This window comes from Herbaspirillum sp. GW103, from assembly GCF_000261365.1.
In the GTDB taxonomy this organism is placed as follows: domain Bacteria; phylum Pseudomonadota; class Gammaproteobacteria; order Burkholderiales; family Burkholderiaceae_D; genus Herbaspirillum.
Window position 1 is genome coordinate 1,605,976 of record NZ_AJVC01000003.1, and the last position, 24,610, is coordinate 1,630,585.

Here is a 24,610-nt window from a genome sequence, read left to right on the forward strand (position 1 = left end):
GCGTCGGGATGATCGGATAGGGTCGGGCGTCAGAACAACTGCTGCAGATCGCGCGTCTCGTGCAGGCGCCAGGCACGTGCGATGATCGCGGCGATCTCGGCGTCGCTGGCCGCGTGCGAGAAACGTATCAGCCGTGTCGCCTTCTGTTCCAGCTCAGGCCGCGAGAGCGTGTTCTCGGGATCGCCCTTGGGTACATCGACGGCTGCCTCGAAGCGGCGGCCATCAGTGGTCTGTACCTCCACGCGGCCGAGCCACCGTGCAGGATAGGCTTGATCGACCTCGCTATCGAGCCGCATCTGCACCTTCTGGCGGAACTGCGCCACGCGCGGATCGCTCAGGGCCTGCTGTTCAAATTCACTCAGCCCGGCCTGCTGATGCACGGCAATCAAGCCCAGCACCGTACCCATGGAAAACTTGGCCTGGTGCACCGTCTGCGGATCGACCACCGGCCCCAGCACATCGATGGCACCCTGATGCACGCGCGTGGTGACCAGGGCGATCTGGTCGTGACGCAGACCTTCACGCTGCATCAGCAATTGCAGCGCATCGGCGGCCGGATGCGTATGACGGCAGGAAGCATGGAACTTGAACGAGGTCTCCGCCGTAGCCCAGCGCGTACCCAGGCCATCGGTGAGGCGAGCAGGATCGGCGTCGCTGGACATGCCGGCCGCCATGCCCCGGGCACCTTCGAGGATGCGTTGCGCGCCGGTGAAACCATCCCGCGTCAGATACGCTGCCAGCAGCCCGTCGGCAGCGGCCTTGCCGGTATGCAGTTGCTTGGAATCGGCCGCATCGCGCAGGAACTCCCACAGCCCTGCGGCCTGGGTTCCGGCCGAACCCATGGCATGCAGGAATTGTCGCGCATCGAAATCCATGAGCTTGCCCACCGCCACCGCAGCGGCCAGCGTGCCCACTGTCCCGGTGGTATGGAAGACCCGGTAGTGCGAGCGCCCCATGAATTGGCCGATGCGGATGCCGGCCTCATAGCCGGCCACGGCGGCCACCAGCAAGTCCGCACCGGACTTGCCCAGTGCCTGCGCAGCAGCCAGCGCAGCCGGGAATACCACGGCCGCCGGATGGAACACCGAACCGTTGTGCACGTCATCCTGCTCCACGACATGCGAGGCTGCACCATTGACCAGCGCCGCAAAATACGGCGTGGTACTGCGACGGCTGGTGAGGATGGTCGACGGCCCCTGCTGCGGCCCCATCTGCGCCGCATAGCGTTCGATGATGCCGACCTGGCGCGCGGTCTTGCCGGCCAGCGCCGAGGCGAACCAATCGAGATAAAGATCTTCGGTACGGGCGATCACTGCCGTCGGGATATCCTCGTAACGCAGCCCGGCCAGAAAGACCGCCAGCAGGCGCGAGGGATGCTCATCGGGCCTGACGTTTTCTGCACCAAGGGTGGAGTTTTCTGCAATGGCCTGCATGATTTGCCTCAGAAGGAACGCGGCAGACCGAGAATGTGCTCGGCCACGTAGGAAAAAATCAGGTTGGTCGAAATCGGCGCCACCTGGTACAGGCGCGTCTCACGGAACTTGCGCTCGACGTCGTATTCGCAGGCAAAGCCGAAGCCGCCATGGGTCTGCAGGCAGACATTGGCCGCTTCCCACGAGGCCTTGGCTGCCAGGTACTTGGCCATGTTGGCCTGGGCGCCACAATTCTGGCGCGCATCGAAAAGTTCGCAGGCCTTGTAGCGCATCAGGTTGGCGGCTTCGATCTCGATGTAGGCATCGGCAATCGGGAACTGCACGCCCTGGTTCATGCCGATGGGCCGATCAAACACCACGCGCTCATTGGCATAGGCGGTAGCCTTGTCGATGAACCAGTAACCATCGCCGATGCACTCGGCGGCGATCAGGGTGCGTTCGGCATTGAGGCCGTCGAGGATGTACTTGAAGCCGCGCCCTTCCTCGCCGATCAGATTCTCGGCGGGGATTTCCAGGTTGTCGAAGAAGAGTTCATTGGTCTCATGGTTGACCATGTTCAGGATGGGCCGCACCTCCAGCCCCTTGCCGATGGCCTCCTTCAGATCGACCAGGAAAATGGACATGCCTTCGGATTTCTTCTTGACCTGGTCCAGCGGCGTGGTCCGTGCCAGCAGGATCATCAGATCCGAATGCTGGACTCGGGAGATCCACACTTTCTGGCCGTTGACCACGTAGCGATCGCCCTTCTTCACCGCCACGGTCTTGATACGCGTGGTATCGGTACCGGTGGTCGGTTCGGTCACGCCCATCGATTGCAGGCGCAGTTCACCGCTGGCGATCTTGGGCAGGTACTGCTGCTTCTGCCGTTCGGAGCCGTGACGCAGCAAGGTGCCCATGTTGTACATCTGGCCGTGGCAGGCCCCGGAATTGCCACCGGTACGGTTGATCTCTTCCATGATGACCGAGGCTTCGGTCAAGCCCAATCCGGAACCGCCGTATTGCTGCGGAATCAACGCGGCCATCCAGCCGGCCTTGGTGAGAGCATCGACAAACTGCTCGGGATAGCCGCGTGCCTCGTCGACCTTGCGCCAGTATTCTGCGGGGAAGGTCTGGCACAGGTCGCGCACGGCATCGCGCAGGTCGGTGTAGGCATCGGGGACGGTTTGATACGACATGAGGGACTCCGGCTCAATATTGTCTAAATGATTTATTTTTTAGCCCAACAGGGCTTGCGCCTGCATCGCCAGCTCGCCGCGCTGGTTCTGCGCCCACAGCGCTACGCTCCTGCCATCGGCGGCCGGCTTTCCACACAGGGTGAAGGGCTCGATATCGAACAGGCTGCCCACGGCACGGAAATTGAACTCGCGCAGCACCGCCTGCGGCATCTCGCGCGCCAGCAGGTCGACCAGCAAGGTGGCGATCAGCGGACCATGCACGATCAGGCCGGGATAGCCCTCAACCCCGGTGACATAGCTGCGGTCGTAATGGATGCGATGACCGTTGAAGGTCAGCGCCGAATAGCGGAACAGCAGCACCGGATCGGGCACCACCCGGCGCGACCAGCGCGCATCGGCGGGCGCGCTTTGGGCTACCGCCACCGGTGCACCAGGCTGCGGCAAATCGCGATAGACGATATCGTGCTCTTCGCTCAGGCAGAGCTGGCCCTGATGATGGATGGTGTGCTGCACGGTCACGAAGGCCAGCGCGCCGGTGCGTCCCTGCTTCACGTCCACGCTGGCAATGCGCGAGACTTTCTCGGCCTGTGCGCCGATGGGTAGCGGCGCGGCAAAGCGCAGCCGGCCTCCGGCCCACATGCGCCGCGGCAAGGGTACCGGCGGCAGGAAGCCACCACGCTGCGGATGCCCATCCGCGCCCACCTCCGACTGAGGGCACACGTTCCAGAAATAGATCCAGTGCCACAAGGGCGGCAGCGCATCCCCGGCGACGGGATAACGCGGACCGTCCAGCGTCGCCGCCAGCGCTGCCGCAAAGGCAGGATTGATCTGGTCGTGGCGCGTTTCGGTCTTGTCCAGCCACTGACGCAGCAAGGTGATATCCAGGTCGGGATGCGACATGTCTGCTCGTGTCGTTGTTGTGCAATGGGCGCCAGTCTGTGGCCAGCCGACGCGGCAAACAATCTGTATTTTTGGAAGGGGGGCTTACGCAGAACTGAAGTCACGTCCAGGATGCGGATGCGGCATCGCATCACGCGCGCCAGGGATTTCTCTGCATGCGCTCGGACAAATCGGCGTACCATGAGCAGCCACCGAGGGCACGCGCGCAACGAACGCGGGAACGTGCCGCAACACAAGAGAGGGCGGCTTGCCGGAATGCAAGCGAGATCCTCACTGATCCTTTCCGGGAGACATCATGCTTTTCGATCTGACCGACCTGCGCCTGTTCATCCTGATTGCCGAACTCAACAGCCTCACCCGCAGCGCCGAGCGCATGAATCTCTCGCTGGCCGCCACCAGCAACCGCATCAAGGAACTGGAGACACGTTTCGGTACGCGCCTGCTTTATCGCGAGAGCAAGGGCGTGCAACTGACACCGGCCGGGCAGACCTTGCTGCATCACGCACAGCTCTTCATGCAGCAGATGGAACATCTCAAGAGCGATATGCAGCAGTACAACAACGGCATCAAGGGCTATATCCGCATCTTCGCCAACACCACGGCGGTGACCGAATTCATGCCCGAGATTCTCGGCAAGTTCCTGGCCAGGTATCCGCAGGTCAATGTCGCCCTGGAAGAACGCCTGAACCATGACATCCTGCGCGGCATCCAGGAAGGCACGGCCGACATCGGCATCGTCGCCGGTCCGGTACAGGGAGATGGATTGCAGGTGCTCAACTTCTCCACCGACCGCCTGGTCCTGGCCACCGCGCTGGAACACCCGCTGGCCGGCGCTGGCAGCCTTCCCTTCCAGGACACGCTGGAATACGAACACATCGGCCTGCACGAGGGCAGCACCCTGCACCATTTCCTCAACAACATCGTGGCCGGGCATGGCCAGCGGCTCAAGTTGCGTATCCAGGTACGCAGCTTCGAAGCCATGTGCCGCATGATCGAGACCAATGTCGGCATCGGCATCGTGCCGCGTTCAGCGGCACAGCGGCATCAGCAGACCATGCAGTTATCGGTGGTGGAATTGAGCGATCCGTGGAGCGTACGCGAGCGCAGCATGGTGTTTCAGAACATGGAGACGCTCTCGCCGCATGCCCGCAACCTGGTGGAGTTCATCAGCGAGCAGATGATGCCGGACAATGACGAAGACAAACTATCTGCGCCCGATGCAGGCAAGCCTGTCGCTCGTGCAAGGAAGAGCGCCTGAGGTAGTGCTGGACGGAAGAGAAGCGCTCAGCCGCCGATCATCATCCAGACCGACAGCAACAACAATGCCGCGCAGAAGAGGATGCGCAGACGCCGTTCCGGCAAATGGTGCGCCAGCGCCACGCCCCATGAGATGCTCAGCACGCCGCCCAGCGCCATGGGCAGACCGACTGACCAGTCCACGTGGCCCGCTTGGGCGTAGGTCCACAGCGCCACCAGGGTGCCGGGCGTGACCATGGCCAGTCCGAGGCCTTGCGCGGCGGTCTGCGTCACGCCGAACAAGGCCGTCAGCATGGGCACGGCCACGATGGCGCCGCCCACGCTGAAGAAACCGGCCGAGGCTCCGGCCGACATCCCCACCAGTGGAATGTAGCGGCGTGAGAGCACCATGGACGACTCGACGCTGCGCTTGTTGCGCAACAGCGTCCACAGGTAGTAAAGCGCGAGCAGCCCCATGAAGGCGGCGAAGCAGACATGCAGGCTGCGTGCGGCCATGGCTGTGGCTATCCGGGCCGCGAGGTAGGTGGTCACGACGGCGGGCACGCACATCATCGCGGCCGTACTCCACTGGATGCGATTGCGCTGCCGGTAGCGCCAGAAGGCGATGACGACATTGGGCACGATCATCACCAGCGCCGTGCCCTGGGCCAGTTGCTGGTCCATGCCGTAGAGGTAGCCCAGCACCGGAATGGCGATGAGCCCGCCGCCGATCCCGAACAGACCGCCCATGGCGCCCAGCAGGCCACCGAGCAGGAAGTTGACTACGCCGGAGAAAAACAAGGAAGCCGTCATCGGTGTACAGTGATGCCTCTGCTGGCCGGCTGCAGGATGCAGTGGCCGCATCGAAGGATAAAAAAGGAGACTGACATGAGCGGCGTCATCGTGTTTGCGCTGGAGATGGGCGTTATCGCCCTCATTGCGCTGGCCATCTACATGGTGATGAAGAAGTAGCGCCGCCGTTCAGGCCCGACAGTGTAGCGCAGCCGGCCCATGCTGTCCCGGCCGCTTGTGTTTTCTGCCATCCCCTCAAGCAAAGGACAACAGAATGGATCTCGGCATCAAAGGTAAAACTGCGCTGGTCTGCGCATCGAGCAAGGGACTTGGTCGCGCCTGCGCGTTCTCGCTGGCGCGTGAGGGCGTCCACGTGACCCTGCTGGCGCGCGGTGCCGAGGCGCTGGAAGCCACGGCCCGGGCGATCCGCGCGGAGACCGCCGCCACCGGCGCCGTCATTGCCGCCGTCGTCTGCGACATCACCACCCCGGAAGGACGCGCCCTGGCGCTGGCTGCCTGCCCTGCTCCGGACATCCTGGTGACCAATGCAGGCGGCCCCAAGCCGGGGGACTTCCGTGAGTGGACGCGGGAGGACTGGATTGCGGCGGTGGATGCCAACATGCTCACGCCCATCGAGCTCATCAAGGCCACGGTGGATGGCATGATTGCGCGCGGCTTCGGGCGCATCGTCAATATCACCTCCAGCGCGGTACGGGCGCCGATCGACATTCTGGGACTCTCCAATGGTGCGCGTTCGGGGCTGACCGGTTTTGTGGCGGGACTGGCGCGCAAGACGGTGGCGCACAACGTGACGATCAACAATCTCCTGCCGGGGCCGTTCGAGACCGATCGCCTGCGTTCCACCGCCAGCGGTGCCGCCGACGAGAGCGGGCGCAGCGTGGATGAAGTGCTGGCGGAGCGGCGCAAGCTCAACCCGGCCGGGCGCTTCGGCGATCCGGCCGAGTTTGGCGATGCCTGTGCCTATCTGTGCAGTGCTCAGGCGGGTTTCATCACGGGACAGAATCTGTTGATGGATGGCGGGGCTTATCCGGGAACGTTCTGAGGCCGGTCTGCTGCGCTGGCGCATGGCATGCCGGAAAGGGATGGATGCAAAGCAAGTGATGTGATGTATAATGCGGCCCTCGTGCGACGGGCGCCATGCCCGGCTGCACAGCAAGGAGGTTTGGGTGAGTGGTTTAAACCAGCAGTCTTGAAAACTGCCGACGGGGTGACCCGTCCGTGAGTTCGAATCTCACAGCCTCCGCCAGAACACTATATTGAACGGGCCTTTCAGGCCCGTTTATCGTTTCTCCCGCTCAACACCAGCGTCTTCGAAGGTATCAACCACACCATCAAGGTCATCAAGCGCAGGGAATACGGCTATCGAGATGAGGAGTACTTCTTCCTCAAAATCAAAGCCGCGCTCCCCGGAAATCTACGATGAACCAAAAAATTCCTATCAGCAAAGATTGCAGACTTTCGCCGCATGGTTCGACAAGCTCGCGGACAGGTGGAACTTGAAGAGCTCCAGAGCAGCGCGTGGACCGTCGCTGCAGAAGGAGGAGAGAAGAGAAAGCCGGAAATTAACCTCTCGAACACGAAAATTCTGACAGGCCCGTCAGTTTCCTTGCGTTGGTTCATTTCGTACGAATTCATATAAATCTTCGTAAAACTTGATCGAGTCTGGATGGTCTTTTTTTACCAAATCATCTGGTCTTCTGATGTGATAAAAGTGTGAAGGCCGACCAGATGCGTCACGAGTCTCCTTTCGTAAGAAATCATGCCTTTGGAGAAGAGACGTCAAAGTATCCCAATATGGATCAGCAACGATTTTATGGGTAAGGATGTCGTCCTTCTCGGCACCAGCACGGATCCAATACGCACGAAAACGTAACGCACGTTGAAGCAGGGAAAAAATCGGATGTTTCTCTAGCTCCGTTTTGTCCCTTGCGGCAGAAGTCCCGAATCCCACAGGCTGTCCGCCGAAATCTCCTAAGATAATCGAGATATCATCCTTATTGTTAATGAATTCAACATGATCTGTTAAGTCAAATTGGATATATGAAGGGCGTAAAGTCTGATTAATTCGCGAAAGCACGTTAATTACCAACCCGCCTATCACGCAGTTGTCAAACTCAACAGAAGAGACATCAGCATCTCGAATATCGAGAAGGTTGATTGCACTATCCTTTACAACGGAAGCCCCCCCTGAGCCGCGGATAACAGCTTCATCGATATTGGCCCTATCGATTAGAATTTCCCCTGTTATCTCCGCAAACGGCACACTGCATAATAACAACGCCGCTAGGTTTTTGGCTCCCCGATCAATTCCGAAGTATTTGGAGTACATTTCCTGCCCGGACACTATAAATTCAGCGATCAACTTTGGCTCAGTGCTCGCGACATTCTCTAGCGCATCAGAAAATGTAATTAGAAAGTCAGCCGAAAAAAGATTACGCCTCAGATATTTAGGCATCTCTGGACGGCGAATTACATCGATTGTCTCTCGAGCTAAAAAATAGTTTTGCAACTGTGCATGGGAGAATCTGCGATATCGTGGTCGCTCATCATTCGTTAAGAAGGCCATGACGAGAGCCCGATTCTGCAAAAGCCGCTTAGTATCCTCTGGAACGTCCGGATTGATTCTGTCTATCGCCATCTCGACAGCCCACTTGATAGACGTCTCATCCGCTGCTTCGGACTGATTGTCGGCCATATCACGCGCAACTTCCCCTAGAAATGCACGGACAAACGCTTGAATCTGCACGTTTGTAAGCACTGCCTCGACGGGCTGTCCAAACTTTGTCGACTCTCGCTTCACCATAGTGTCTATGAGGAAGATTAACGTATCATCCACGTCAATCTCGGCGACACCATCAACGAAGCTTCGTTCTCCTAACTTGCTCAGAAAAATAGGACGGAGGGAAAAAGATCCCGGCTCTAATAGAGGCTCAATCTTTTTCAGATTTGCATCGTCCCATCCCTCTTGGCGCAGCCATTTCAAGCCCTCTGAAGGAGTAGGCGCGAGCAAGGTCAAGGAATCGATGACGTCCGACTCTGCCCTTAAGGCTTTAATATCGCGTAAAAGGCGTTCTCTGCCAATAAATGTCTCACGGCCAGCCAAAATTACTGCGCCTTCTCCTCGGATATCCTTGATAAATTCACCGAGTTGTGCCCATGCAGTTTCATATCCAGCAGGATCACCCAACTCATCAAAACCATCCACCGCCACAGTTACCAAACCGTTTCTAACCAAAACGGGTATTTGATCGAAAGTGACGGATAGGCGCAACGACTGCAAACTAAAAGCTATCAGATCCTGCAGGAATGTCAGCACTCGCCCTCTGCTTTGCACATGCAAAACAAGCGGCCGCTGCTTCTTTATGAATCCAGAAGCTCTTGCTAGCGCTAATTGCTTTATGAACTCGGTTTTTCCTGTACCAGCTGGGCCATCAATCAGCATCACAGTCACAGTTCCCTGCTGCTTATCCGAGTATGCAGCCATCACATCATCGAGCATAGCCACATCTGCGGTACTACCATGAGAAAAGAGGCGTCCGACCACAGGGATGGTAGCCTTGGACAGCCTCATTTCTTCTTCCAAAACAGAACTTTGAACGGAGGCCCATTCTCGTAGGCGCCCAAAGGAATCGGAAGATAAAAGTGACCTATAGCTGGAAAACCTCGAGTGATTTCCGCCAAACACCTGTTCAATAGTGCCATCTGAAAAAAAAGAAAGGCGCATTAGCTCGCCATTTCTCGTCATTTGGGCTTGAACAGTGCCATCATCATCCACGCGCACTCTTGGGATTTCCACTCCAAGGTCTGAAAATACTGCGAGATCGTTCACCAGAATATCTAAATCAATCATCGCCATACGTCCTTCAAAAGTAATCCGTCTAAATTCAATAAATTCTGCTTTCCGAGAGTTCGCTTCCTAACGAGGATAACCTTGCCCTCTCCCCCGGACTTCCAAGCTTCAGCTACGAAAAGGGGGGGCACAATATCATCATCCTCTGCTAAAACAACAGACCACTCTTTGGGGTAAGTCACGGCAGACGTCAGCAAATCAGACGCCAAGGCAGTATCTACCATTTTCTCTCTCAGCCGCCCTTCTTCATCATCGCGGAGTGTTCCTGGAAGATGAACACGCCCACCTCTCAATCTCTCGGGAAGGGCATTAAGCAGTACGTCACCGAATCCAACATCATCACTAATAACCACATTTGGAGAAGTCGAAAGAAGAGAGAAATCCATTCCAGCAATCACTGCAGAGATCGCGGTTCTATTGACGGTTGGCTGAAATCCCTTTGTCCAACCATGATAAAGGCGGAGCGTTACTTTAAACCGGGCCGCACTATCCATCTTCAAGAGTGCCCTGGTCAAAATTCTGGATACCGACGACAGGGTCCGCGAGGCTTGCTCATTTACATCGGCTTCTGCGTCTACTTTAGCGTTGTGCATCTGTGCCCGCCAATCAACAAACGCCATCACCGAAATTATTGGAATTGCCGCCACAAAATGCCCCCCTCTTACAGTAAAGATAAACGATCAGATTGCTTCCCCTCAGCGACCTATTCTATCTTACGGTAACCAATAGTTGGTTTATGGCGCCCAAGCCCACCCACTAACGTAATTTTTTTCTGAGTTATCCTCTCACAGCCTCCGCCAGGACATCATGAAACGGGCCCCATTTCGGGTCCATTTTCATTTCTCTTTCTGTTTCATTGTCTGGCCGCCCCATCAGCTGCACCTCACGCCAAGACCGTACCCCGGCAATGCGCTTCCAATCGGATACAGGCAACAAGTACGTGACCTTCCGCCGAGGATCCCGAGCTTGATATAGAGCCTTCCTCGCCGCCCCCGGTGAGCCTCTCCTGCAAGAAATCCCGCATGCCAGAAGTACAGCACATGAGCCCCATGAGCTTCGATGCGAATCTCCTCCGAGGGCCAGCCGGCGTCTGCCATCTCGAGCACGCGGCGCCGTCGGAAGCGGCCGCAGGTGATGTGCAGACTCCATCGCTTCACCACGATCGCGCGCGCGGTCAGGTTGTACAGGTAGATCCTGTTGCCCGGACCAGCCGCGCCGGACCACCCCAGTCCGGCATCGATGCAATGGCCCTTGCGCCATCGCCTCTGCAGCCTGAGCAGAATCAAGATGATGATGATTGCTGCAGCCCATCCAGCCGCGCTCTGAAAATCCATGATGCTGCCTCGGAAAGATGATTGGTCTGGAAAGCATGCCGGCCTGCATGCGCATCACGTCATACAGGTCCATGCCTGTCCCGCGCATGAGGCCCGGCTATTGATGGGCATCGAATCCATCGGGCAAAACACGATGTCGCATCTTTTCCTACAATCATGCCTTTGATACTTCCCCCCGCAAGCGCGTTCTGCTCCCGAGGGCGACAGGTTTCCTTGCCAGCCCCCCCCAACAGAACGCCACCACGCTCCCTTCCATGAATGCGCTCACCGCCCTGCTCCTGCTGACCATCATCCAGATCGCCACTTCCTTCGCCGCCACCGCCGTGCTGACCATCTCTCCTCTGCTGGCGGACTCGCTGGCCGTGTCGGCACGCTGGGTCGGTGTCTACACGGCGCTGCTCTATGCCGCAGCAGCCTGCTCCTCGATCTGGTTCGGCAACCGCGTGCATCGGCTCGGTGCCTTCCAGGTCAGCCGCTGGTGCCTGGCACTGTGTGCGCTGGGCATGCTGCTCATCGCCAGCTCGCGGATCGCGGGCGTGTTGACCGGCAGTGTGCTCATGGGCATGGGATATGGCGGCATCACACCGGCCAGTTCGTACTTCCTGAGCCAGGGCACCTCCATCAAGCATCGCAGCCTGCTGTTCTCGATCCGGCAAAGCGGCGTGCCCGCCGGGGCTGCGCTGGCCGCCCTGCTGGTGCCAGCCATGACGCAGCATCTGGGACTGTCGTGGGCCTTCATCGCACCGGGCATCATCGGCCTGGCGGGCGCCGCGGCCTTCACCAGCCGATCCCCGCAGGAGCGCAGCCAGGCAGCACAATCCCACGCCGTCGCCAAACCCGCCAGCGTCTGGTCGCTCCTGGCCAGCTATCCGCCACTACGCATCCTGGCAGTGGTAGCCTTTCTGTTCTCCGGACTGCAGGTGACCACCCTGGCCATGCTGGTGCCCTTCCTGCATGGCTTCCAGCAGATGACGATCGCACAGGCAGGCTGGCTGCTCACGCTCGTGAACCTGGTGGGCGTGATCTTCCGCCTGGTCTGGGGCCGCTGCGTTGACCGTGGTGTGTCCGCGCTGCACATGCTGGCGCTCTCCGGCCTGCTCGGCACATCGGGATTCGCCATCCTGGCCTGGGCCGCCTTCGCCTCGGTACCCGCGTTCATGCTCTACCTGGCAGCGGCAGCCTTGGGTATCGCAGTCATCGCGTGGAATGGCGTGCTGTTCTCCGAGATTGCCATCGTCGTTGCGCGCGAAGAGGTGGGCCGGGCGACCGGACTGTGCGTCTTTGCCGGCTTCATCGGCGTGGTCTTGTTGCCGACCGTGCTGACCCTGGCCATCACGCAACGCTTCTGCAGCGGCCTGGTCTTTACCCTGGGCGCCCTGCTGTGCCTGCTCGCAGGCTGGCAGACCTGGCGCCGCGCGCCACACCGCCACCACTGAAGCCGCGCAAGCCGGGTCAGCGGCGCGACGCCGTGGTGAAACTGCTGCGCCCCATTTCGGCGGCATTGGCCAACAGTCGCAGCCGTGCCGAGCGCCAGTCCGACAACGAACGAATGCGCTCCAGCTCGGCCTCGCTGAGTACCGATTGCGCGTTGAGCATTTCCACGATGTCGGCGCTACCTGCATCGTACTTGCGCTGCACCGATTGCAGCGCCCGTTGCGCCGCCTCCAGCAGGCTGCGCGAGGAGGCCAGGCTGCGCAAGGCCGTGGTCGCCTCAGCGTAGGTGATGGCGATGTCGCCCAGCACCTGGGCCTGGACGTCGCGCAGCTCGGCTTCGCGCAACTCTACCTGGGCCTGCGCACCGTCGATCTTGTAGTTGCGCGTAAAGCCTTCGAAGATGGGAATATTCAGATTCAGCCCGACCACGGTTTCACGATCACCGCGATTGCCGCCGCCTTGATTGGGTCGACCATTGACGAAGCGGCTGGCACTCAGATCCAGCGTCGGCAAACCCTCCGAGCGCACCACCGTCACTTTCTCACGAGCGGCTTCGACCTGGGCACGTGCCGCCAGGATGGCCGGATGGTATTGCTTGGCCGACTGCAGCCATCCCGGCAGATTCTGCTCCAACCCGAGCGGATCTTCCTCAACCTCGGAAGACAGCGTCAGCGCCGGCGCATCCCCTGCCTCATCCAGCAAGCCCAAGCCCACCGCCAGCGCTACCAGGCTGCGCCTGTGCTGACCGTTGGCGCGCGCCAGTTCCAGTTCTGCCCTGGCGACGTAACTGCGCGCCTGCAGGGTTTCCGGCAAGGCGCCCACGCCGCGCTGCTCGCGCCGGATAGCGGTCTCCAGCACCTGCCGCGCCAGCTGCAGGCCGCGCTCACGCGCCTGTACCACCGCACGGGCGCTGTGGGCGTCGTAGTACAGACCGACCGCCCCGGCCATGGCCTTTTGCAGGGCGGCATCCTGGCTGGCCAAGGCCGCCTGCAACAAGACGTCGGCGGCGCGCTGGTTGGCACTTCGGCCGCCAAAATCCAGCAGACGCCAGGTCAACGTGGCATAGAGCGTACCGATGGAACGACTGCTGCTGCCCTGATCCGAACTCATGCTGCCACGATAGCGGCTGGCGCCAGCGCCCAGGGTGGGGAGGTAGGCGGCACGCGCCTCCCCCAGCTGCGCCGCCTGCAGTTTGATGCTGGCCCAACCAGCCTGTATCTGGGGCTGGTGACACAGTGCCAGATCCACGGCATCGGCCAGGGTCAGTACCTTGCCCGGCGCGAAGCTGCTGCTGGTACAGACCATCGGCTGTTCATCACCGGGCAAGGGCTTGCCATGGTCCAGTTCAGGCGGTCGCGCCAGCAGCGGATCGAAACGCCCAGGCTCGCCGCTACGGGCTGGTGACACCGCCAGCAACGCGGCAGCCATACCCAGGGCGGCCATCCGACGGTGCCGATGATCAGCGCTCATGCAGTGCCTCCTTCTGATGACGCAACAAGGGGGAGAAGGCATATTCAATCACCCTGCGGCTACCGGTGCGGATGCCCACATTGACCGCCAGACCCGCTGACAGAGGCAGCCTGCGCCCATCCACGTCCAGGCTGTTCCTGGAGAGGACGATGCGGGCGGTATAGATCCATCCCTTCTTCTCATCCTGGATGGCATCGCGCGATACGGATACCACCCTGGCCGGGAGGGTGCCGTACTTGGTGTAGTCGAAGGCATCGACCTTCACCTCCACCTCCTGCCCCACCTCGACGAAGCCCACATCCTTGTTCTCGATCTGGGCCTCGATTTCGATGTCGCCATCCTCCGGCACGATCTGCATGAGCGGCTGGGTGGCCGCAACGACTCCGCCGATGGTGTGCGCGGCGAGCTGCTGCACCGTGCCGCTGACCGGTGCGGTCAGGCGCAGCAGCTTGCTGTGCTCTTCGGCGCGGCGCTGGTCCTGGCGGGCGCTCTCGATGATCTTCTCGGCCTCGATGCGGCTGTCGTGCGCCTCCTTCCGGGTCTGTGCCAGCAGGGCAGTCCGCTGATTGCGGGCCTCGGCCAGTTGGCCTTGTACATCCACACGCGCCTGTTCCTTCTCCAGCCAGGCGTGCCTGGAAACACTATGGTCGCTCATCAGATCCCGATAGTCGCTGGCACGCTGACTGGCCAGACGCAGCGCCGCGCCGTAGCGGACGATCTCGTCATCCAGGCGCACCAGGCGGGCGTGAAAGTCCTGGTACTGCCCCTGCAACTGGCGCTGCACGGAATCCCATTGCGCTTGCGTCACGCCGGCCACCTCCTCCAGTTGCGGTGCACGCAGCTGCTGCACTGCCTGCATCATGGCCTGCGCACGTGCCGCCTGCAGGCGCGCCTGGGCCAGCATGTCGGCGGCCTTGTCGCGCTCGCTGTCACTGCTGGTGGCATCCAGTTCCATGAGCACCTCCCCGGCCTGCACGTGCTGGCCCTCGCGCACCAGCAGTCCCCGCACGCTGGCCACCTCGACCGAGGCAATGGTCTTGATCCGGCCGGAGGGAATAACCTTGCCATTGGCGCTGACGACGATATCGATCTGTCCGATCACCGACCACACCAGCGTCAACACGACCATGGCGACCAGCACCCGTGCCGTCCAGCGCAGGCTGGCCGAGTCGGGCGCTTCCTGCAGCGACAGCGCGGCCGGCAGGAACTCCGCTTCCTGCTGCTGGAACAGGCCCGCCGGATGCTGGTGGCGCTCACGCCAGGCGTGCAGGAAGCGGCGTACGTAGCGTTGCCACAAGGCCATCCAGGCCTGGGAACGATAATGCAGACTCATGCTGATCCCCCCCGAAGCGGCTTGCCCGCCTGCAACGCGTGCAGGTGCGCATAGATCCCGTTGTTTACCCGCAGCAGTTCTTCGTGGCGGCCACTCTCGACCACATTGCCGCGCTCCATCACCAGGATGCGGTCGGCCTCGCGCACCGCCGAGAGCCGGTGCGCAATGATGAGTACGGTGCGGCCGGCGCAGATCTGGCGCATGTTGTCCTGGATGATCTTTTCGGATTCATAATCCAGCGCGCTGGTGGCTTCGTCGAAGATGAGGATGCCGGGATTGCTGATCAGGGCGCGCGCAATGGCAATACGCTGGCGCTGGCCGCCGGACAGACCTGTTCCCTGCTCACCCACCAGCGTGTCGTAACCTTCGGGCAGCTCGCAGATGAAGTCATGCGCTCCCGCCAGCCGGGCTGCAGCGATCACCTCCTCGATCGGCGCCGAAGGATCGACCAGGGCGATGTTGTCGCGGATGGAGCGCGAAAACAGCGTGTTCTCCTGCAGCACCACGCCGATCTGCTGACGCAGCGAAGCCGTATCGATGATGGCGATATCCTGCCCGTCCACGCTGATGCGCCCGCTCTCGCAGACATAGAGCCGCTGTACCAGCTTGGCCAGGGTACTCTTGCCGGAACCGGAACGGCCGACGATGCCGATGACCTCCCCAGGCCGGATTTCCAGCGACAGGCCACGAATGACTTCCGGTGTCTCGGGACGATAGCGGAAGTTCACGCGGTCGAAGGCGATCGCCCCGTTCACGCGCGGCAAGCGCGTGCGATGGCCGGCGACTTCGCTGCGGGCATCGAGCACGTCGGCCAGGCGGCTCATGGAAATGCCGACCTGCTGGAAGTCGTTCCACAATTGCGCCAGCCGCAGGATGGGCGCGGCCACCTGTCCGGCCAGCATGTTGAAGGCCACCAGCTCGCCGACCGACAAGGCATTGTCGATGACCTGCTGCGCTCCCAGCCACATGATGCCCACGCCAACCAGCTTGCTGACCAGGCTCACGCCGCCGCTGGCCAACAGGCTGATGTTGGTGGTGGTCAGGCCGGCAGCCACGTAACCCGCCAGTTGCTGGTCCCACTTGCGCTGCCAGTGCGGCTCCACGGCCATGGCCTTGACGGTATCCATGCCGGTGAGGGTCTCCACCAGGAAGGACTGGTTCTCGGCGCTCTTGTTGAACTTGTCGTTCAGGCGCGCGCGCAGCAGCGGTGTGAAGATCAGCGACAGCAGCAGGTACACCGGGATGGAGGCCAGCACGATCAGGCTCAAGGGGACGCTGTACCAAAGCATCACCGCCAGGAAGATGAAGGAAAACACCAGATCCAGCACCAGCGTCATGGCATTGCCGGTGAGGAAGCTGCGGATGTTCTCCAGCTCGCGCACGCGGGCAATCGAATCGCCCGCGCGACGCACCTGGAAGTAAGCCAGCGGCAGGCTCAGCAAATGGGCAAACAGGCGCGCCCCCAGCTCCACATCGATCTTGCTGCTGGCCTTGGCGAAGATGGCGGTGCGGATGCCATTGAGCAAGGCCTCGAAAATGGTGGCGGCGACCAAGCCGACTGCAATCACGTTCAAGGTCATCATGGCGTGATTGACCAGCACCTTGTCCATCACCACCTGGAAGAACAGCGGCGTGACCAGGCCGATGATCTGCAGCACCAGCGAGATCAGCAAGACCTCGCCCAGCACCTTGCGGTACTTGACCACGGCCGGAATGAACCAGGTGAAGTCGAAGCGCGCCGATTCAGCGGCATAGCTCGCCTTGCTGGTCATGAGGATCACCTGGCCGCACCAGAAGGCGGCAAACTCCGCGCGTGACATCACCTGCGGCGCTTGTCCCGGCCGTTGGATCAGCATGCGCGCGGCGGCCACGGGCTGGCTGGGATCGGTTTCGATCTTGGCCAGTACGAAGAAACGGCCGGCATGGTCGATGCCGATGGCCGGCAAGGGGGTGCGCTCCAGGCGCGCGGGATGCTGGCGGATGCAGCGTGCCTTCATGCCCAGCATGCGCGCACCCAGGAGGATGTTCTGCACACCGAAGGGCTGACGGCCGAAGCGGTGCTGCAATTGTTGCGCATCGGCAGCGATGCCATGCAGCCTGGCCAGCAGGATCAGGCACAGCAGGCCGCTGTCCGTGCCGGCCTGGCCGGGGTCGTTATCACTCTGGTTCATAGAATTCCCGAAGATGGCGAGACGGCTGTCGTCGTGATCGAAGGCGCGAAGGCACTGCCGTGCCCGTCCACATGCCCGTTCAGTGGTTGACTGTCAGCAGGACCTTGCCCGTCGCGCTGGACTGGCCACTGTTCCATTCGGCCTGCAAGGGCGGCGGTGGTGCGAAGCTGGCCATGGCCTGCACCAGTTGGGCCACATCGGTGTCGTAGAGCGTATAACCGTCGGCAGTGCAGATGCGCTCGATGTGATGATCGGTACCGCTCTTGCCGCCCACGTACCAGTCCTTGATGGTGACGCCGTCCTTGCTGCCCAGCACATCGATCTGCAGATCCTGGCCGGCCTGGCTGAACCAGAGGTCGGTCTGGTTGATGTCCTTGAACTGCAGGACGTCCTGGTTGCCGCTTGTGGCATCGCTGTCGATGATCTGGTCGCGACCATCGCCACGGGCAAAGACATAGGTATCGTTGCCGGCGCCGCCGATGAGGATATCGTCGCCCCGTCCACCGGTGAGGATGTTGCTGCCGCGGTTACCCGTGATCACGTTGTCCAGCGCATTGCCGGTGGCATCGATGTTCTCGTTGCGGACCTTGATGGGATCAAGCGTATAGACCATGTTGGCGCCGTATGCGTCGGCCACATTGCGCATGTCGTCGGCCGACAGGTAGCGGTTGGCATCACTGGCCTGGCCGCGTCCGGAGTCGGCGATATAGAAGCCGAGCACGTTGCCGCTGTCGGCATCGCAAGCCACGCCGGTGACCGTCACCACATGGTTGAGAACACCGCCCTGGATATAGTCAGGATCGCCCCACAGCTTGCCAGCATTGACGGCGATCAGGACGCCACGGCCATCCTTGAGCAGGCTGGCCAGCCTGGCCTGGTCATACCCGTTGCTGTAATCCGCCTGCAGGCCGAAGCTCTTGAGCAGGTTCACCTGATCGTACTGATTGCAGCCCCCGCGCGAAGCGTCGCTGCTGCCCTGCGTACGGCACCAGCCATTGGCGATGGCGCGCTTGACCACATCGGCCTCGGTCTCCTGCAGGCCGGACATGATGCAGATGTTGGCCACGCTGGTCTCGCCGCAGGTGCCCTTGTAGCCGGGCACTTCGTCGCCCTGCGAATAGTCCAGGTCATAGTTGTGCGGGAAGCCGTACACCAGCGCCGCCTTGCCGTTGATGGTCTCGGCTTGGGCGCTGGTGCTGTCCATCAGGCTGAGGTTTTCCAGGTTCTCGCCCAAGGTATAGCTGATCTTGGAGAGGACCGTATCGATACCTTCGCCAGCCAGTTCCACCACCTTGTCGCCAGTGTCGTCGACCACATAGGTATCGTTGCCCTTGCCGCCGATGAGCGTGTCGGCTCCCTGGCCGCCATCGAGCAGGTTGTCCTGGCTGTTGCCGGTGATCAGGTTGTCAAGGGTGTTGCCGGTGCCATTGAAGCGACCACCTTCGGCCAGGTGCAGATCTTCCACATTGGCCGTGAGCGCGTAGCTGCAGGAGGCGATAACGGTGTCGTGGCCTTCGTTGGCTTGCTCGGCCACGGTGTCACCACTGCAGTCCACGACATAGGTATCGTCCCCCTTGCCGCCTTCCATGTAGTCGTTGCCGGCACCACCGTCGAGCAGGTCGTTGCCCACGCCGGCGTACAGGGTGTCATTGCCGGTGCCGCCATAAAGCAGGTCGTCGCCACCAATGTCATTGGTGACTGCGCCGTAGGCGCGCATGTAGTCACCATAGAGCACATCATCGCCGTCGCCGCCTTGCAGGACATCGTTGCCAGCGCCGCCATAAAGGTAGTCGTTGCCCTGGTCACCATAGAGCTTGTCATCGCCGTCGTCTCCGTTGATGGTGTCCTCACCCGTCCCGCCCCATAGCTGGTCGTTGCCGAAGCCACCCGAGATCCTGTCATTACCGGCGCCGCCGACGATCTGGTCGTCATCGCTCGGACCCGCTTGCGGTGCCTTGGGATCAGCGACGATCAAATCATTCCCGTACAGCAGGTCATCGCCATCGCCACCCCAGATCCGGTCATTTCCCGAACCGCCAAAGATGCGGTCGGCGCCGGCACCGCCCGAGAGCAGATCGTTGCCCTCTGCGCCCAGCATCTGGTCGTCGCCGTTTTCGCCATAGAGCTGGTCGTCGCCCTCCTTCCCCCACAAGAGATCCTTGCCATCGCCGCCCCACAGAGTGTCATCGGCCTTGCTGCCATTGATCATGTCGTCACCGCCACCACCGGCCAACTGTCTGAAGGGCCCGGCCTGGACGTTGACGTTGTAGTTGGAGGTCCCCAGGTTGGGATCGAGCAGGTCATTGCCGTCGGTACCGATCAGACAGCCGGGGCTGCTGTTGAGCGCCTTGATCTGGTCCGGTCCGAAGTTCACCGTGCGGCCATTGTCGAGCTTGAAGGCACTGCCATCGTCACGCAGGTCGCGGAAATGGCTGTCGGGGACCGGTGGCTCCGCAGGTGCCTCCACATAGACCGCAGCGGGCGGCGCCACGTAGGCGCTTGGTGCGGGCACAGGTAGCGCCGCCACTGCGGGAGTGCTGGCCGGTACCGCAGGCGAGACGCGCTGTGCCGGAACCGGGACAGGGATACATACCGGAGGCGGAACGAGCGAGGAGATCGGCACGGGTACGCAATCGGAAATCAGGATCACATCCGGCGGACAAGGATCCGCCAAAGGTACCAGGTCGCTCGTCCAGCAAGGCTGCTGATCGGGCGCATTGCCAGGCCTGACCTGTGCAGGCACGTTCTGGATGACCGGGCAGACCGTGGGAGCTGCTGCGGGGACAGGCGACGCGGATACGGGCACCGTCGACGACGAAGCCGAAGTCGGACCTGGCGCTGCCGGAGCCGCCGACAAGCCCGACATGACCTCGCCCGGTGCCACCGGAAGCTTGTCCGAGGCGGGGCCAACGAAGCGTCCCTTGACCAGATCGGCCTGCCCCAGCTCGGACGAGCCAGCCTCGCTCCAGGCCGGCAAGCCGGCGCCCGCAGTCCCCGAGATGCTCGGCGCTGCCATCTCCTGCGCCTGCACCGTCTTGGCGCGTGCGGGCCGTTCACGCCGGTTTGTGCGGGCTGTCTGCACCGCCGTGGCCGAACCGGGCAGCGAATGCGTCTCGGCAGCCGGGTCCATCGCAAAGACCGAGACGGGCGTGATGCCCTCCTCGGCTACTCGCGGTGCGTGGGCAAAGCTGGCGGTCCTGGTGATGACGGCAGAGGTCGACTTGAGTGGACGCGGGGCCGTGGTCGGCAGCGCGGAAGCCAATGCCAAAAGGCGATTGGGGACAATGGTGATGGTCATGGTGTTTTCCCTGAGCAGTGTGAATCGATGGCAATGACACGCATCGAGCTTGTTGTCGGGCCAAGGTCGCACTGTGCGGATGGCATTGCTGACATCCCGGCGCCTCTAGCCTCATCTCGAATTTGTTCGTGTCAAAACTCGTAAAACTTCTTCCCGCTGCCATTCAACCCAAGCTTGCCGCTGCCGACAATCGCACCATGGTGCCGAGATGCTGCGTCCTGACAGGCCCGCCACACCGCCGCATTTGGGCCAGATGAAAACTTGTTCATCCTCGCCCTAGACGGGCAAGTCGCATCAAAATAATTTATATGAATAAGCCTGCGAAAATCGCAAGCGAAGAAATCTTCCTCCTTTTCTGGCTGAAATGAAAAAGATGCAACGCCGGGCGAGGCGTAGCGTGCGCCCGCCCGGCACCGGACTCAGAACCTGTGCCGCAAACCGATGCGCACGACGTTCTGGCTGCTGTCGTCAGCCGGGGCCGATGGATAGGCCGCCCCCCCGACAATTACCTCTTGGGATAGTGTGCCGCGGTACCGCCCGACCGCTGGCGCGAAGCCTCCCTGCATGCCATACTTGCTGCGGCCTGCTGACGCTTTTTGCACATGGGCCGGCAAGTTCGCTACACTGCCCTCTTCCCACTCCCTGCCCGCTGGCACGACCTGATTTGAATACCGCCGCCACCTTCCGCCTCGAACCGTCCAGCCCGCCCGTGCTGCACGTGGAAGGCGACTGGACCTTGCGCAACTACCGCGCCCTGTCGCGCCAGATTGCGCAGCAGCGGCCAGCCATGAACGAGGAAACGGAATTGACGTTTTCTGCACTGACCGCCTTCGATACCGTCGGTGCCAAGCTGCTGGTGGATCTGCTGGGCGTCCCGGGCGCCCTGCGCCAGACCGGCGAGCACAGCACCCTGCCGCGTGCCTGGCGCGGTCTGCTGGCTGCCGTGGCCGAGGCCCGCGCCATCGCCATGCCCAAGGCCGCCCCGCCGCCGCAGGCGTGGATTACCGACATGCTGGAACGCGTGGGCATGGCCACCCTCAATCTGCGCAGCTGTACACGCGACCTGCTGGGTTTTACTGGACTGTGCCTGCAGACGCTGGTCGCCTCGTTCTGGCGACCCTCGCGCTGGCGCTTTACCGGCGTGGTGGCCCAGGTCGAACAGACCGGGCTGGATGCCGTACCCATCGTGTCCCTGCTGACCTTCATGGTGGGTGCCGTGGTCGCCTTCCTGGGCGCCACCGTGCTGGCCGATTTCGGCGCCAGTCTTTATACGGTGGACCTGGTGGCCTTTTCCTTCCTGCGCGAATTCGCCGTGCTGCTGACCGCCATCCTCATGGCCGGACGTACCGCCAGTTCCTTTACGGCGCAGATCGGCTCGATGAAGGCCAACGAGGAAATCGACGCCATCCGCGCACTGGGCCTGGATCCGGTCAATCTGCTGGTGCTGCCGCGCATCATCGCCCTGTTGATTTCCATGCCCCTGCTGACCTTCATCGCGATGATGTCCGGCCTCTTGGGCGGAGCCATGGTCTGTGCATTGTCGCTGGACATCAGCCCGACCATGTTCCTCTCGCTGCTGCAGCAGGATGTGGGCATCCGTCATTTCCTGCTGGGCATGGTCAAGGCGCCGCTGTTTGCCTTCGTGATCGCCATCATCGGTTGCAATGAAGGTTTCAAGGTCAGCGGCAGCGCCCAGTCGGTGGGCCAGCACACCACCTCCAGCGTGGTGCAGTCGATCTTCGTGGTGATCCTGCTGGATGCGCTGGCAGCCCTGTTCTTCATGGAGATGGGATGGTGAATCCTGTTCACGACGAGAGCGCCGTGGAGTCCATCATCGACGTGCGCGGCCTGCGCAACCAGTTCGGGACCCAGGTGGTGCACGACCAGCTGGACCTGCAGGTGCGGCGCGGTGAAATCCTCGGCGTGGTCGGCGGATCCGGCACCGGCAAGTCGGTTCTGCTACGCAGCATCGTCGGCCTGCAAGCGCCCGCAGCTGGCCAGATCAGGGTGTTCGGGCAAGACCTGGCGGCCCTCGCCAGCGAGGCCCGGTCGCAGTACGAACGACGCTTCGGGGTGCTGTTCCAGCAGGGTGCACTGTTCTCTTCGTTGACGGTGCTGGAAAACATCGCCCTGCCCCTGACCGAATACGGCGGGCTCGATGCCAACGAGGCGCGCGGCGTCTCGGCCATGAAGCTGGCCCTGGCGGGACTCCCCATCGCCGCTGGCGACAAGTATCCGGCCGCGCTCTCGGGCGGCATGATCAAGCGCGCCGCGCTGGCCCGGGCGCTGGCGCTGGACCCGGACATCCTGTTCCTGGACGAACCCACGGCCGGCCTGGACCCCATCAGCGCAGCCGCCTTTGACCGCCTGATCCTGACCCTGCGCGATGCGCTGGGACTGACCGTGTTCCTGGTCACCCATGACCTGGACACCCTCTACGCCATCTGCGACCGCGTTGCCGTCCTCTCGGCCAAGCGCGTGCTGGTGGCCGACCGCATCGAGGCCGTAGCGGCCTTCGATGATCCGTGGATACAGCAATACTTCCAGGGCCCGCGCGGACGGGCCGCCAGCCAGGCCGCGCTGCGTGCGGCGGCCACCCCAACGCATCAAGGAAACGCCTAATGGAAACGCGTGCCCATCATGTCCTCATCGGACTGTTCACCATCCTGGTCGCCCTGGCGGCGCTGCTGTTCTGCCTGTGGCTGACCAAGGCCGGACAGGATCGCGATGTCGACTACTACACGGTCATCTTCAACGAAGCCGTCAGCGGTCTCTCGCGCGGTAGCCCGGTGCAGTACAGCGGCATCAAGGTGGGCGACGTGGTCGGCCTGAGCCTGGACCCCGCCGATCCGCGCAAGGTACGCGCCCGCATCCGCGTCACCGGCAAGGCTCCCATCAAGGAAGACACCGGCGCCAAGCTGGCCCTGGCCGGCATCACCGGCACCGCGCTGATCCAGTTGACCAATGGCTCGCCTGCCAGTCCGCGACTGGAATCCAAGGATGGCAACGACCCCATCATCATCGCCTCGCCCTCGCCGCTGTCGTCTCTGCTCTCCAACGGCGAAGACCTGCTCTCCAACGTCAATGAAGTGCTGCTCAACGCCAAGCAGTTCCTGGCCCCGGAAAATGCGCGGCGCCTGAACCAGACCCTGGCCCATCTGGAACAGTTGACCGACACCCTGGCCTCCCAGCGCGGCAATGTCGGCACGGCCATGCAGGAACTGGCAGCCGCAGCGCGCCAGGCCAACCTGGCCATGCAGTCCGCCAACCAGTTGCTGACCACGCGCGGCAACGACGCCATGGGCAACCTGCAGCAAGCCATGCGTTCGCTGGCCGCCAGCAGCCAGCAGATCGAGAAGCTGATCCAGCAGAACCAGGCCGCCCTCAACAACGGCGCCCAGGGTGTGGCCGAGATCGGCCCGGCCATCACCGAACTGCGCAGCACGCTGGCCTCCGTGCGGACCATCAGCCGCAAGCTGGAAAACAATCCCGGCGCCTATCTGCTGGGCCAAGACAATCTCCAGGAATTCCAACCATGATGACCCCGCTCCTGCGCACCGCCCTGGTGGCCGCCAGCCTGGCCCTGACGGCGTGTTCCATCCTGCCCAAGGCCGATCCGCTGGCGGTCTATCGCCTGCCGCCGCTGGCCTCCGGCGCCACCCCGGCCAGCGGCACTGCGTATCGCGCGCTGCGTATCGCCACGCCTGCGGCCAGTCGCAGCATCGACAGTGAACGCATCCTGGTGCTGCCTGAGGGCGACGTGATCAAGTCCTATGCGGGAGTACGCTGGGGCGATCCCGCACCGCAGCTGCTGCGTGACCGCCTGCTGGATGCCTTCCAGGCCGACGGGCGCTTCCCGCGCCTGTCCGGCGACAATGCCAACATCGCTGCCGAGGTCGAACTCGATGGCGCACTGACGGCCTTCCAGACCGAGTATCGCCATGGTGCGCCCACCGTGGTGATCGTCTACGATGCCCGCCTGGTGGACACCGCCACGCGCCAGCAACTGGCGGCGCGACGCTTTGCGGTGGTGGAAGCGGTGGCTGGCAGCAAGGTACCGGAAGTGGTCAGCGCCTTTGGCAGCGCCTCGGCGCGGCTGGCTGGCGAGGTCGTGGCCTGGGCGGCCACGGTGCGATGAAGGTATTGCGTCAGCGCGCCATTAT

The 24,610-nt window shown here is 62.0% G+C and carries 19 protein-coding genes, 1 tRNA gene and 1 pseudogene; 10 read left to right on the forward strand and 11 right to left on the reverse strand.

Features of this window, described 5'->3' with window-relative positions:
* Positions 1-29: 29 nt before the first annotated feature.
* Genes GWL_RS10715 through GWL_RS10725 form a run of 3 tightly spaced genes read right to left on the reverse strand, consistent with a single transcriptional unit; the run spans position 30 to position 3,508 of the window.
* Positions 30-1,433, reverse strand: a complete 1,404-nt coding sequence (locus tag GWL_RS10715) for an MmgE/PrpD family protein (protein ID WP_008329747.1) — start codon at positions 1,431-1,433, stop codon at positions 30-32.
* Positions 1,434-1,441: 8 nt separating this feature from the next.
* Positions 1,442-2,608, reverse strand: coding sequence for an acyl-CoA dehydrogenase family protein (locus GWL_RS10720; protein ID WP_008329748.1), 1,167 nt, complete (start codon positions 2,606-2,608; stop codon positions 1,442-1,444).
* Between the two features lie 39 nt (positions 2,609-2,647).
* Positions 2,648-3,508 (reverse strand): MaoC family dehydratase N-terminal domain-containing protein, encoded by an 861-nt coding sequence (locus tag GWL_RS10725; RefSeq protein WP_008329750.1) that lies wholly within the window; start codon positions 3,506-3,508, stop codon positions 2,648-2,650.
* 295 nt (positions 3,509-3,803) lie between these two features.
* Between GWL_RS10725 and GWL_RS10730 the strand changes: the two genes are divergently transcribed.
* Positions 3,804-4,766, forward strand: coding sequence for a LysR family transcriptional regulator (locus GWL_RS10730; protein WP_008329751.1), 963 nt, complete (start codon positions 3,804-3,806; stop codon positions 4,764-4,766).
* Between the two features lie 26 nt (positions 4,767-4,792).
* Here the strand turns inward: GWL_RS10730 and GWL_RS10735 are convergent, their stop codons facing one another.
* On the reverse strand, positions 4,793-5,557 hold the full coding sequence (locus tag GWL_RS10735) for a sulfite exporter TauE/SafE family protein (protein ID WP_008329753.1): 765 nt from the start codon (positions 5,555-5,557) through the stop codon (positions 4,793-4,795).
* Between the two features lie 12 nt (positions 5,558-5,569).
* Here GWL_RS10735 and GWL_RS23375 point away from each other — a divergent pair, with 12 nt between their 5' ends.
* The 4 genes and pseudogenes from GWL_RS23375 to GWL_RS23380 all read left to right on the forward strand — a co-directional run.
* Entirely contained in the window at positions 5,570-5,716 is a 147-nt protein-coding gene (locus GWL_RS23375; protein ID WP_157174226.1) for a hypothetical protein, read from the forward strand.
* Between the two features lie 94 nt (positions 5,717-5,810).
* Positions 5,811-6,599, forward strand: coding sequence for an SDR family oxidoreductase (locus GWL_RS10740; RefSeq protein ID WP_008329755.1), 789 nt, complete (start codon positions 5,811-5,813; stop codon positions 6,597-6,599).
* Positions 6,600-6,713: 114 nt separating this feature from the next.
* Positions 6,714-6,803: transfer RNA gene (locus tag GWL_RS10745), tRNA-Ser, on the forward strand.
* Between the two features lie 45 nt (positions 6,804-6,848).
* A pseudogene (locus tag GWL_RS23380) lies at positions 6,849-6,980 on the forward strand (transposase); the annotation flags it as partial.
* Between the two features lie 174 nt (positions 6,981-7,154).
* Here the strand turns inward: GWL_RS23380 and GWL_RS10755 are convergent.
* The 3 genes from GWL_RS10755 to GWL_RS10765 all read right to left on the reverse strand — a co-directional run bounded on the left by GWL_RS10755 (position 7,155) and on the right by GWL_RS10765 (position 10,741).
* Complete coding sequence (locus tag GWL_RS10755) at positions 7,155-9,413, reverse strand: hypothetical protein (protein ID WP_034350437.1); 2,259 nt, start codon at positions 9,411-9,413, stop codon at positions 7,155-7,157.
* Positions 9,404-10,027, reverse strand: coding sequence for a hypothetical protein (locus GWL_RS23385; protein ID WP_192811564.1), 624 nt, complete (start codon positions 10,025-10,027; stop codon positions 9,404-9,406). Before GWL_RS23385 ends, GWL_RS10755 begins: the two co-directional genes overlap by 10 nt.
* A gap of 252 nt (positions 10,028-10,279) precedes the next feature.
* Positions 10,280-10,741, reverse strand: a complete 462-nt coding sequence (locus tag GWL_RS10765) for a hypothetical protein (RefSeq protein WP_034350440.1) — start codon at positions 10,739-10,741, stop codon at positions 10,280-10,282.
* Positions 10,742-10,995: 254 nt separating this feature from the next.
* Between GWL_RS10765 and GWL_RS10770 the strand changes: the two genes are divergently transcribed.
* Complete coding sequence (locus GWL_RS10770) at positions 10,996-12,177, forward strand: MFS transporter (RefSeq protein ID WP_008329764.1); 1,182 nt, start codon at positions 10,996-10,998, stop codon at positions 12,175-12,177.
* A gap of 16 nt (positions 12,178-12,193) precedes the next feature.
* On the opposite strand, the gene GWL_RS10775 is transcribed toward GWL_RS10770, so the two are convergent.
* From GWL_RS10775 to GWL_RS24090, 4 genes are all read right to left on the reverse strand, one after another.
* Positions 12,194-13,645, reverse strand: coding sequence for a TolC family protein (locus GWL_RS10775; protein ID WP_034350441.1), 1,452 nt, complete (start codon positions 13,643-13,645; stop codon positions 12,194-12,196).
* Positions 13,635-14,978, reverse strand: coding sequence for an HlyD family type I secretion periplasmic adaptor subunit (locus GWL_RS10780; RefSeq protein ID WP_008329775.1), 1,344 nt, complete (start codon positions 14,976-14,978; stop codon positions 13,635-13,637). The genes GWL_RS10775 and GWL_RS10780 overlap by 11 nt, the downstream gene beginning before the upstream one ends.
* Complete coding sequence (locus tag GWL_RS10785; protein ID WP_008329777.1) at positions 14,975-17,149, reverse strand: type I secretion system permease/ATPase; 2,175 nt, start codon at positions 17,147-17,149, stop codon at positions 14,975-14,977. The genes GWL_RS10780 and GWL_RS10785 overlap by 4 nt, the downstream gene beginning before the upstream one ends.
* 79 nt (positions 17,150-17,228) lie before the next feature.
* Positions 17,229-20,447, reverse strand: coding sequence for a calcium-binding protein (locus GWL_RS24090; protein WP_008329779.1), 3,219 nt, complete (start codon positions 20,445-20,447; stop codon positions 17,229-17,231).
* Positions 20,448-21,111: 664 nt separating this feature from the next.
* Here GWL_RS24090 and GWL_RS10800 point away from each other — a divergent pair.
* The 4 genes from GWL_RS10800 to GWL_RS10815 are packed head-to-tail and all read left to right on the forward strand — an operon-like array spanning position 21,112 to position 24,585.
* Positions 21,112-22,245: an ABC transporter permease gene (locus GWL_RS10800; RefSeq protein ID WP_008329781.1), complete on the forward strand. Its 1,134-nt coding sequence runs from the start codon at positions 21,112-21,114 to the stop codon at positions 22,243-22,245.
* Positions 22,239-23,069, forward strand: a complete 831-nt coding sequence (locus tag GWL_RS10805) for an ABC transporter ATP-binding protein (protein ID WP_008329782.1) — start codon at positions 22,239-22,241, stop codon at positions 23,067-23,069. Before GWL_RS10800 ends, GWL_RS10805 begins: the two co-directional genes overlap by 7 nt.
* The gene (locus GWL_RS10810) at positions 23,069-23,986 is read left to right on the forward strand and encodes an MlaD family protein (protein ID WP_008329784.1); all 918 of its coding nucleotides are present in this window, start codon (positions 23,069-23,071) and stop codon (positions 23,984-23,986) included. The genes GWL_RS10805 and GWL_RS10810 overlap by 1 nt, the downstream gene beginning before the upstream one ends.
* Complete coding sequence (locus GWL_RS10815; protein ID WP_008329786.1) at positions 23,983-24,585, forward strand: ABC-type transport auxiliary lipoprotein family protein; 603 nt, start codon at positions 23,983-23,985, stop codon at positions 24,583-24,585. Before GWL_RS10810 ends, GWL_RS10815 begins: the two co-directional genes overlap by 4 nt.
* The last annotated feature ends 25 nt before the right edge of the window (positions 24,586-24,610 follow it).

Coding starts and splice junctions, on each gene's coding strand:
- GWL_RS10715 (WP_008329747.1), bottom strand. CDS start 1,433: ATGCAGGCCATTGCAGAAAACTCCACCCTTGGTGCAGAAAACGTCAGG.
- GWL_RS10720 (WP_008329748.1), bottom strand. CDS start 2,608: ATGTCGTATCAAACCGTCCCCGATGCCTACACCGACCTGCGCGATGCC.
- GWL_RS10725 (WP_008329750.1), bottom strand. CDS start 3,508: ATGTCGCATCCCGACCTGGATATCACCTTGCTGCGTCAGTGGCTGGAC.
- GWL_RS10730 (WP_008329751.1), top strand. CDS start 3,804: ATGCTTTTCGATCTGACCGACCTGCGCCTGTTCATCCTGATTGCCGAA.
- GWL_RS10735 (WP_008329753.1), bottom strand. CDS start 5,557: ATGACGGCTTCCTTGTTTTTCTCCGGCGTAGTCAACTTCCTGCTCGGT.
- GWL_RS23375 (WP_157174226.1), top strand. CDS start 5,570: ATGCCTCTGCTGGCCGGCTGCAGGATGCAGTGGCCGCATCGAAGGATA.
- GWL_RS10740 (WP_008329755.1), top strand. CDS start 5,811: ATGGATCTCGGCATCAAAGGTAAAACTGCGCTGGTCTGCGCATCGAGC.
- GWL_RS10755 (WP_034350437.1), bottom strand. CDS start 9,413: ATGGCGATGATTGATTTAGATATTCTGGTGAACGATCTCGCAGTATTT.
- GWL_RS23385 (WP_192811564.1), bottom strand. CDS start 10,027: ATGGCGTTTGTTGATTGGCGGGCACAGATGCACAACGCTAAAGTAGAC.
- GWL_RS10765 (WP_034350440.1), bottom strand. CDS start 10,741: ATGGATTTTCAGAGCGCGGCTGGATGGGCTGCAGCAATCATCATCATC.
- GWL_RS10770 (WP_008329764.1), top strand. CDS start 10,996: ATGAATGCGCTCACCGCCCTGCTCCTGCTGACCATCATCCAGATCGCC.
- GWL_RS10775 (WP_034350441.1), bottom strand. CDS start 13,645: ATGAGCGCTGATCATCGGCACCGTCGGATGGCCGCCCTGGGTATGGCT.
- GWL_RS10780 (WP_008329775.1), bottom strand. CDS start 14,978: ATGAGTCTGCATTATCGTTCCCAGGCCTGGATGGCCTTGTGGCAACGC.
- GWL_RS10785 (WP_008329777.1), bottom strand. CDS start 17,149: ATGAACCAGAGTGATAACGACCCCGGCCAGGCCGGCACGGACAGCGGC.
- GWL_RS24090 (WP_008329779.1), bottom strand. CDS start 20,447: ATGACCATCACCATTGTCCCCAATCGCCTTTTGGCATTGGCTTCCGCG.
- GWL_RS10805 (WP_008329782.1), top strand. CDS start 22,239: ATGGTGAATCCTGTTCACGACGAGAGCGCCGTGGAGTCCATCATCGAC.
- GWL_RS10810 (WP_008329784.1), top strand. CDS start 23,069: ATGGAAACGCGTGCCCATCATGTCCTCATCGGACTGTTCACCATCCTG.
- GWL_RS10815 (WP_008329786.1), top strand. CDS start 23,983: ATGATGACCCCGCTCCTGCGCACCGCCCTGGTGGCCGCCAGCCTGGCC.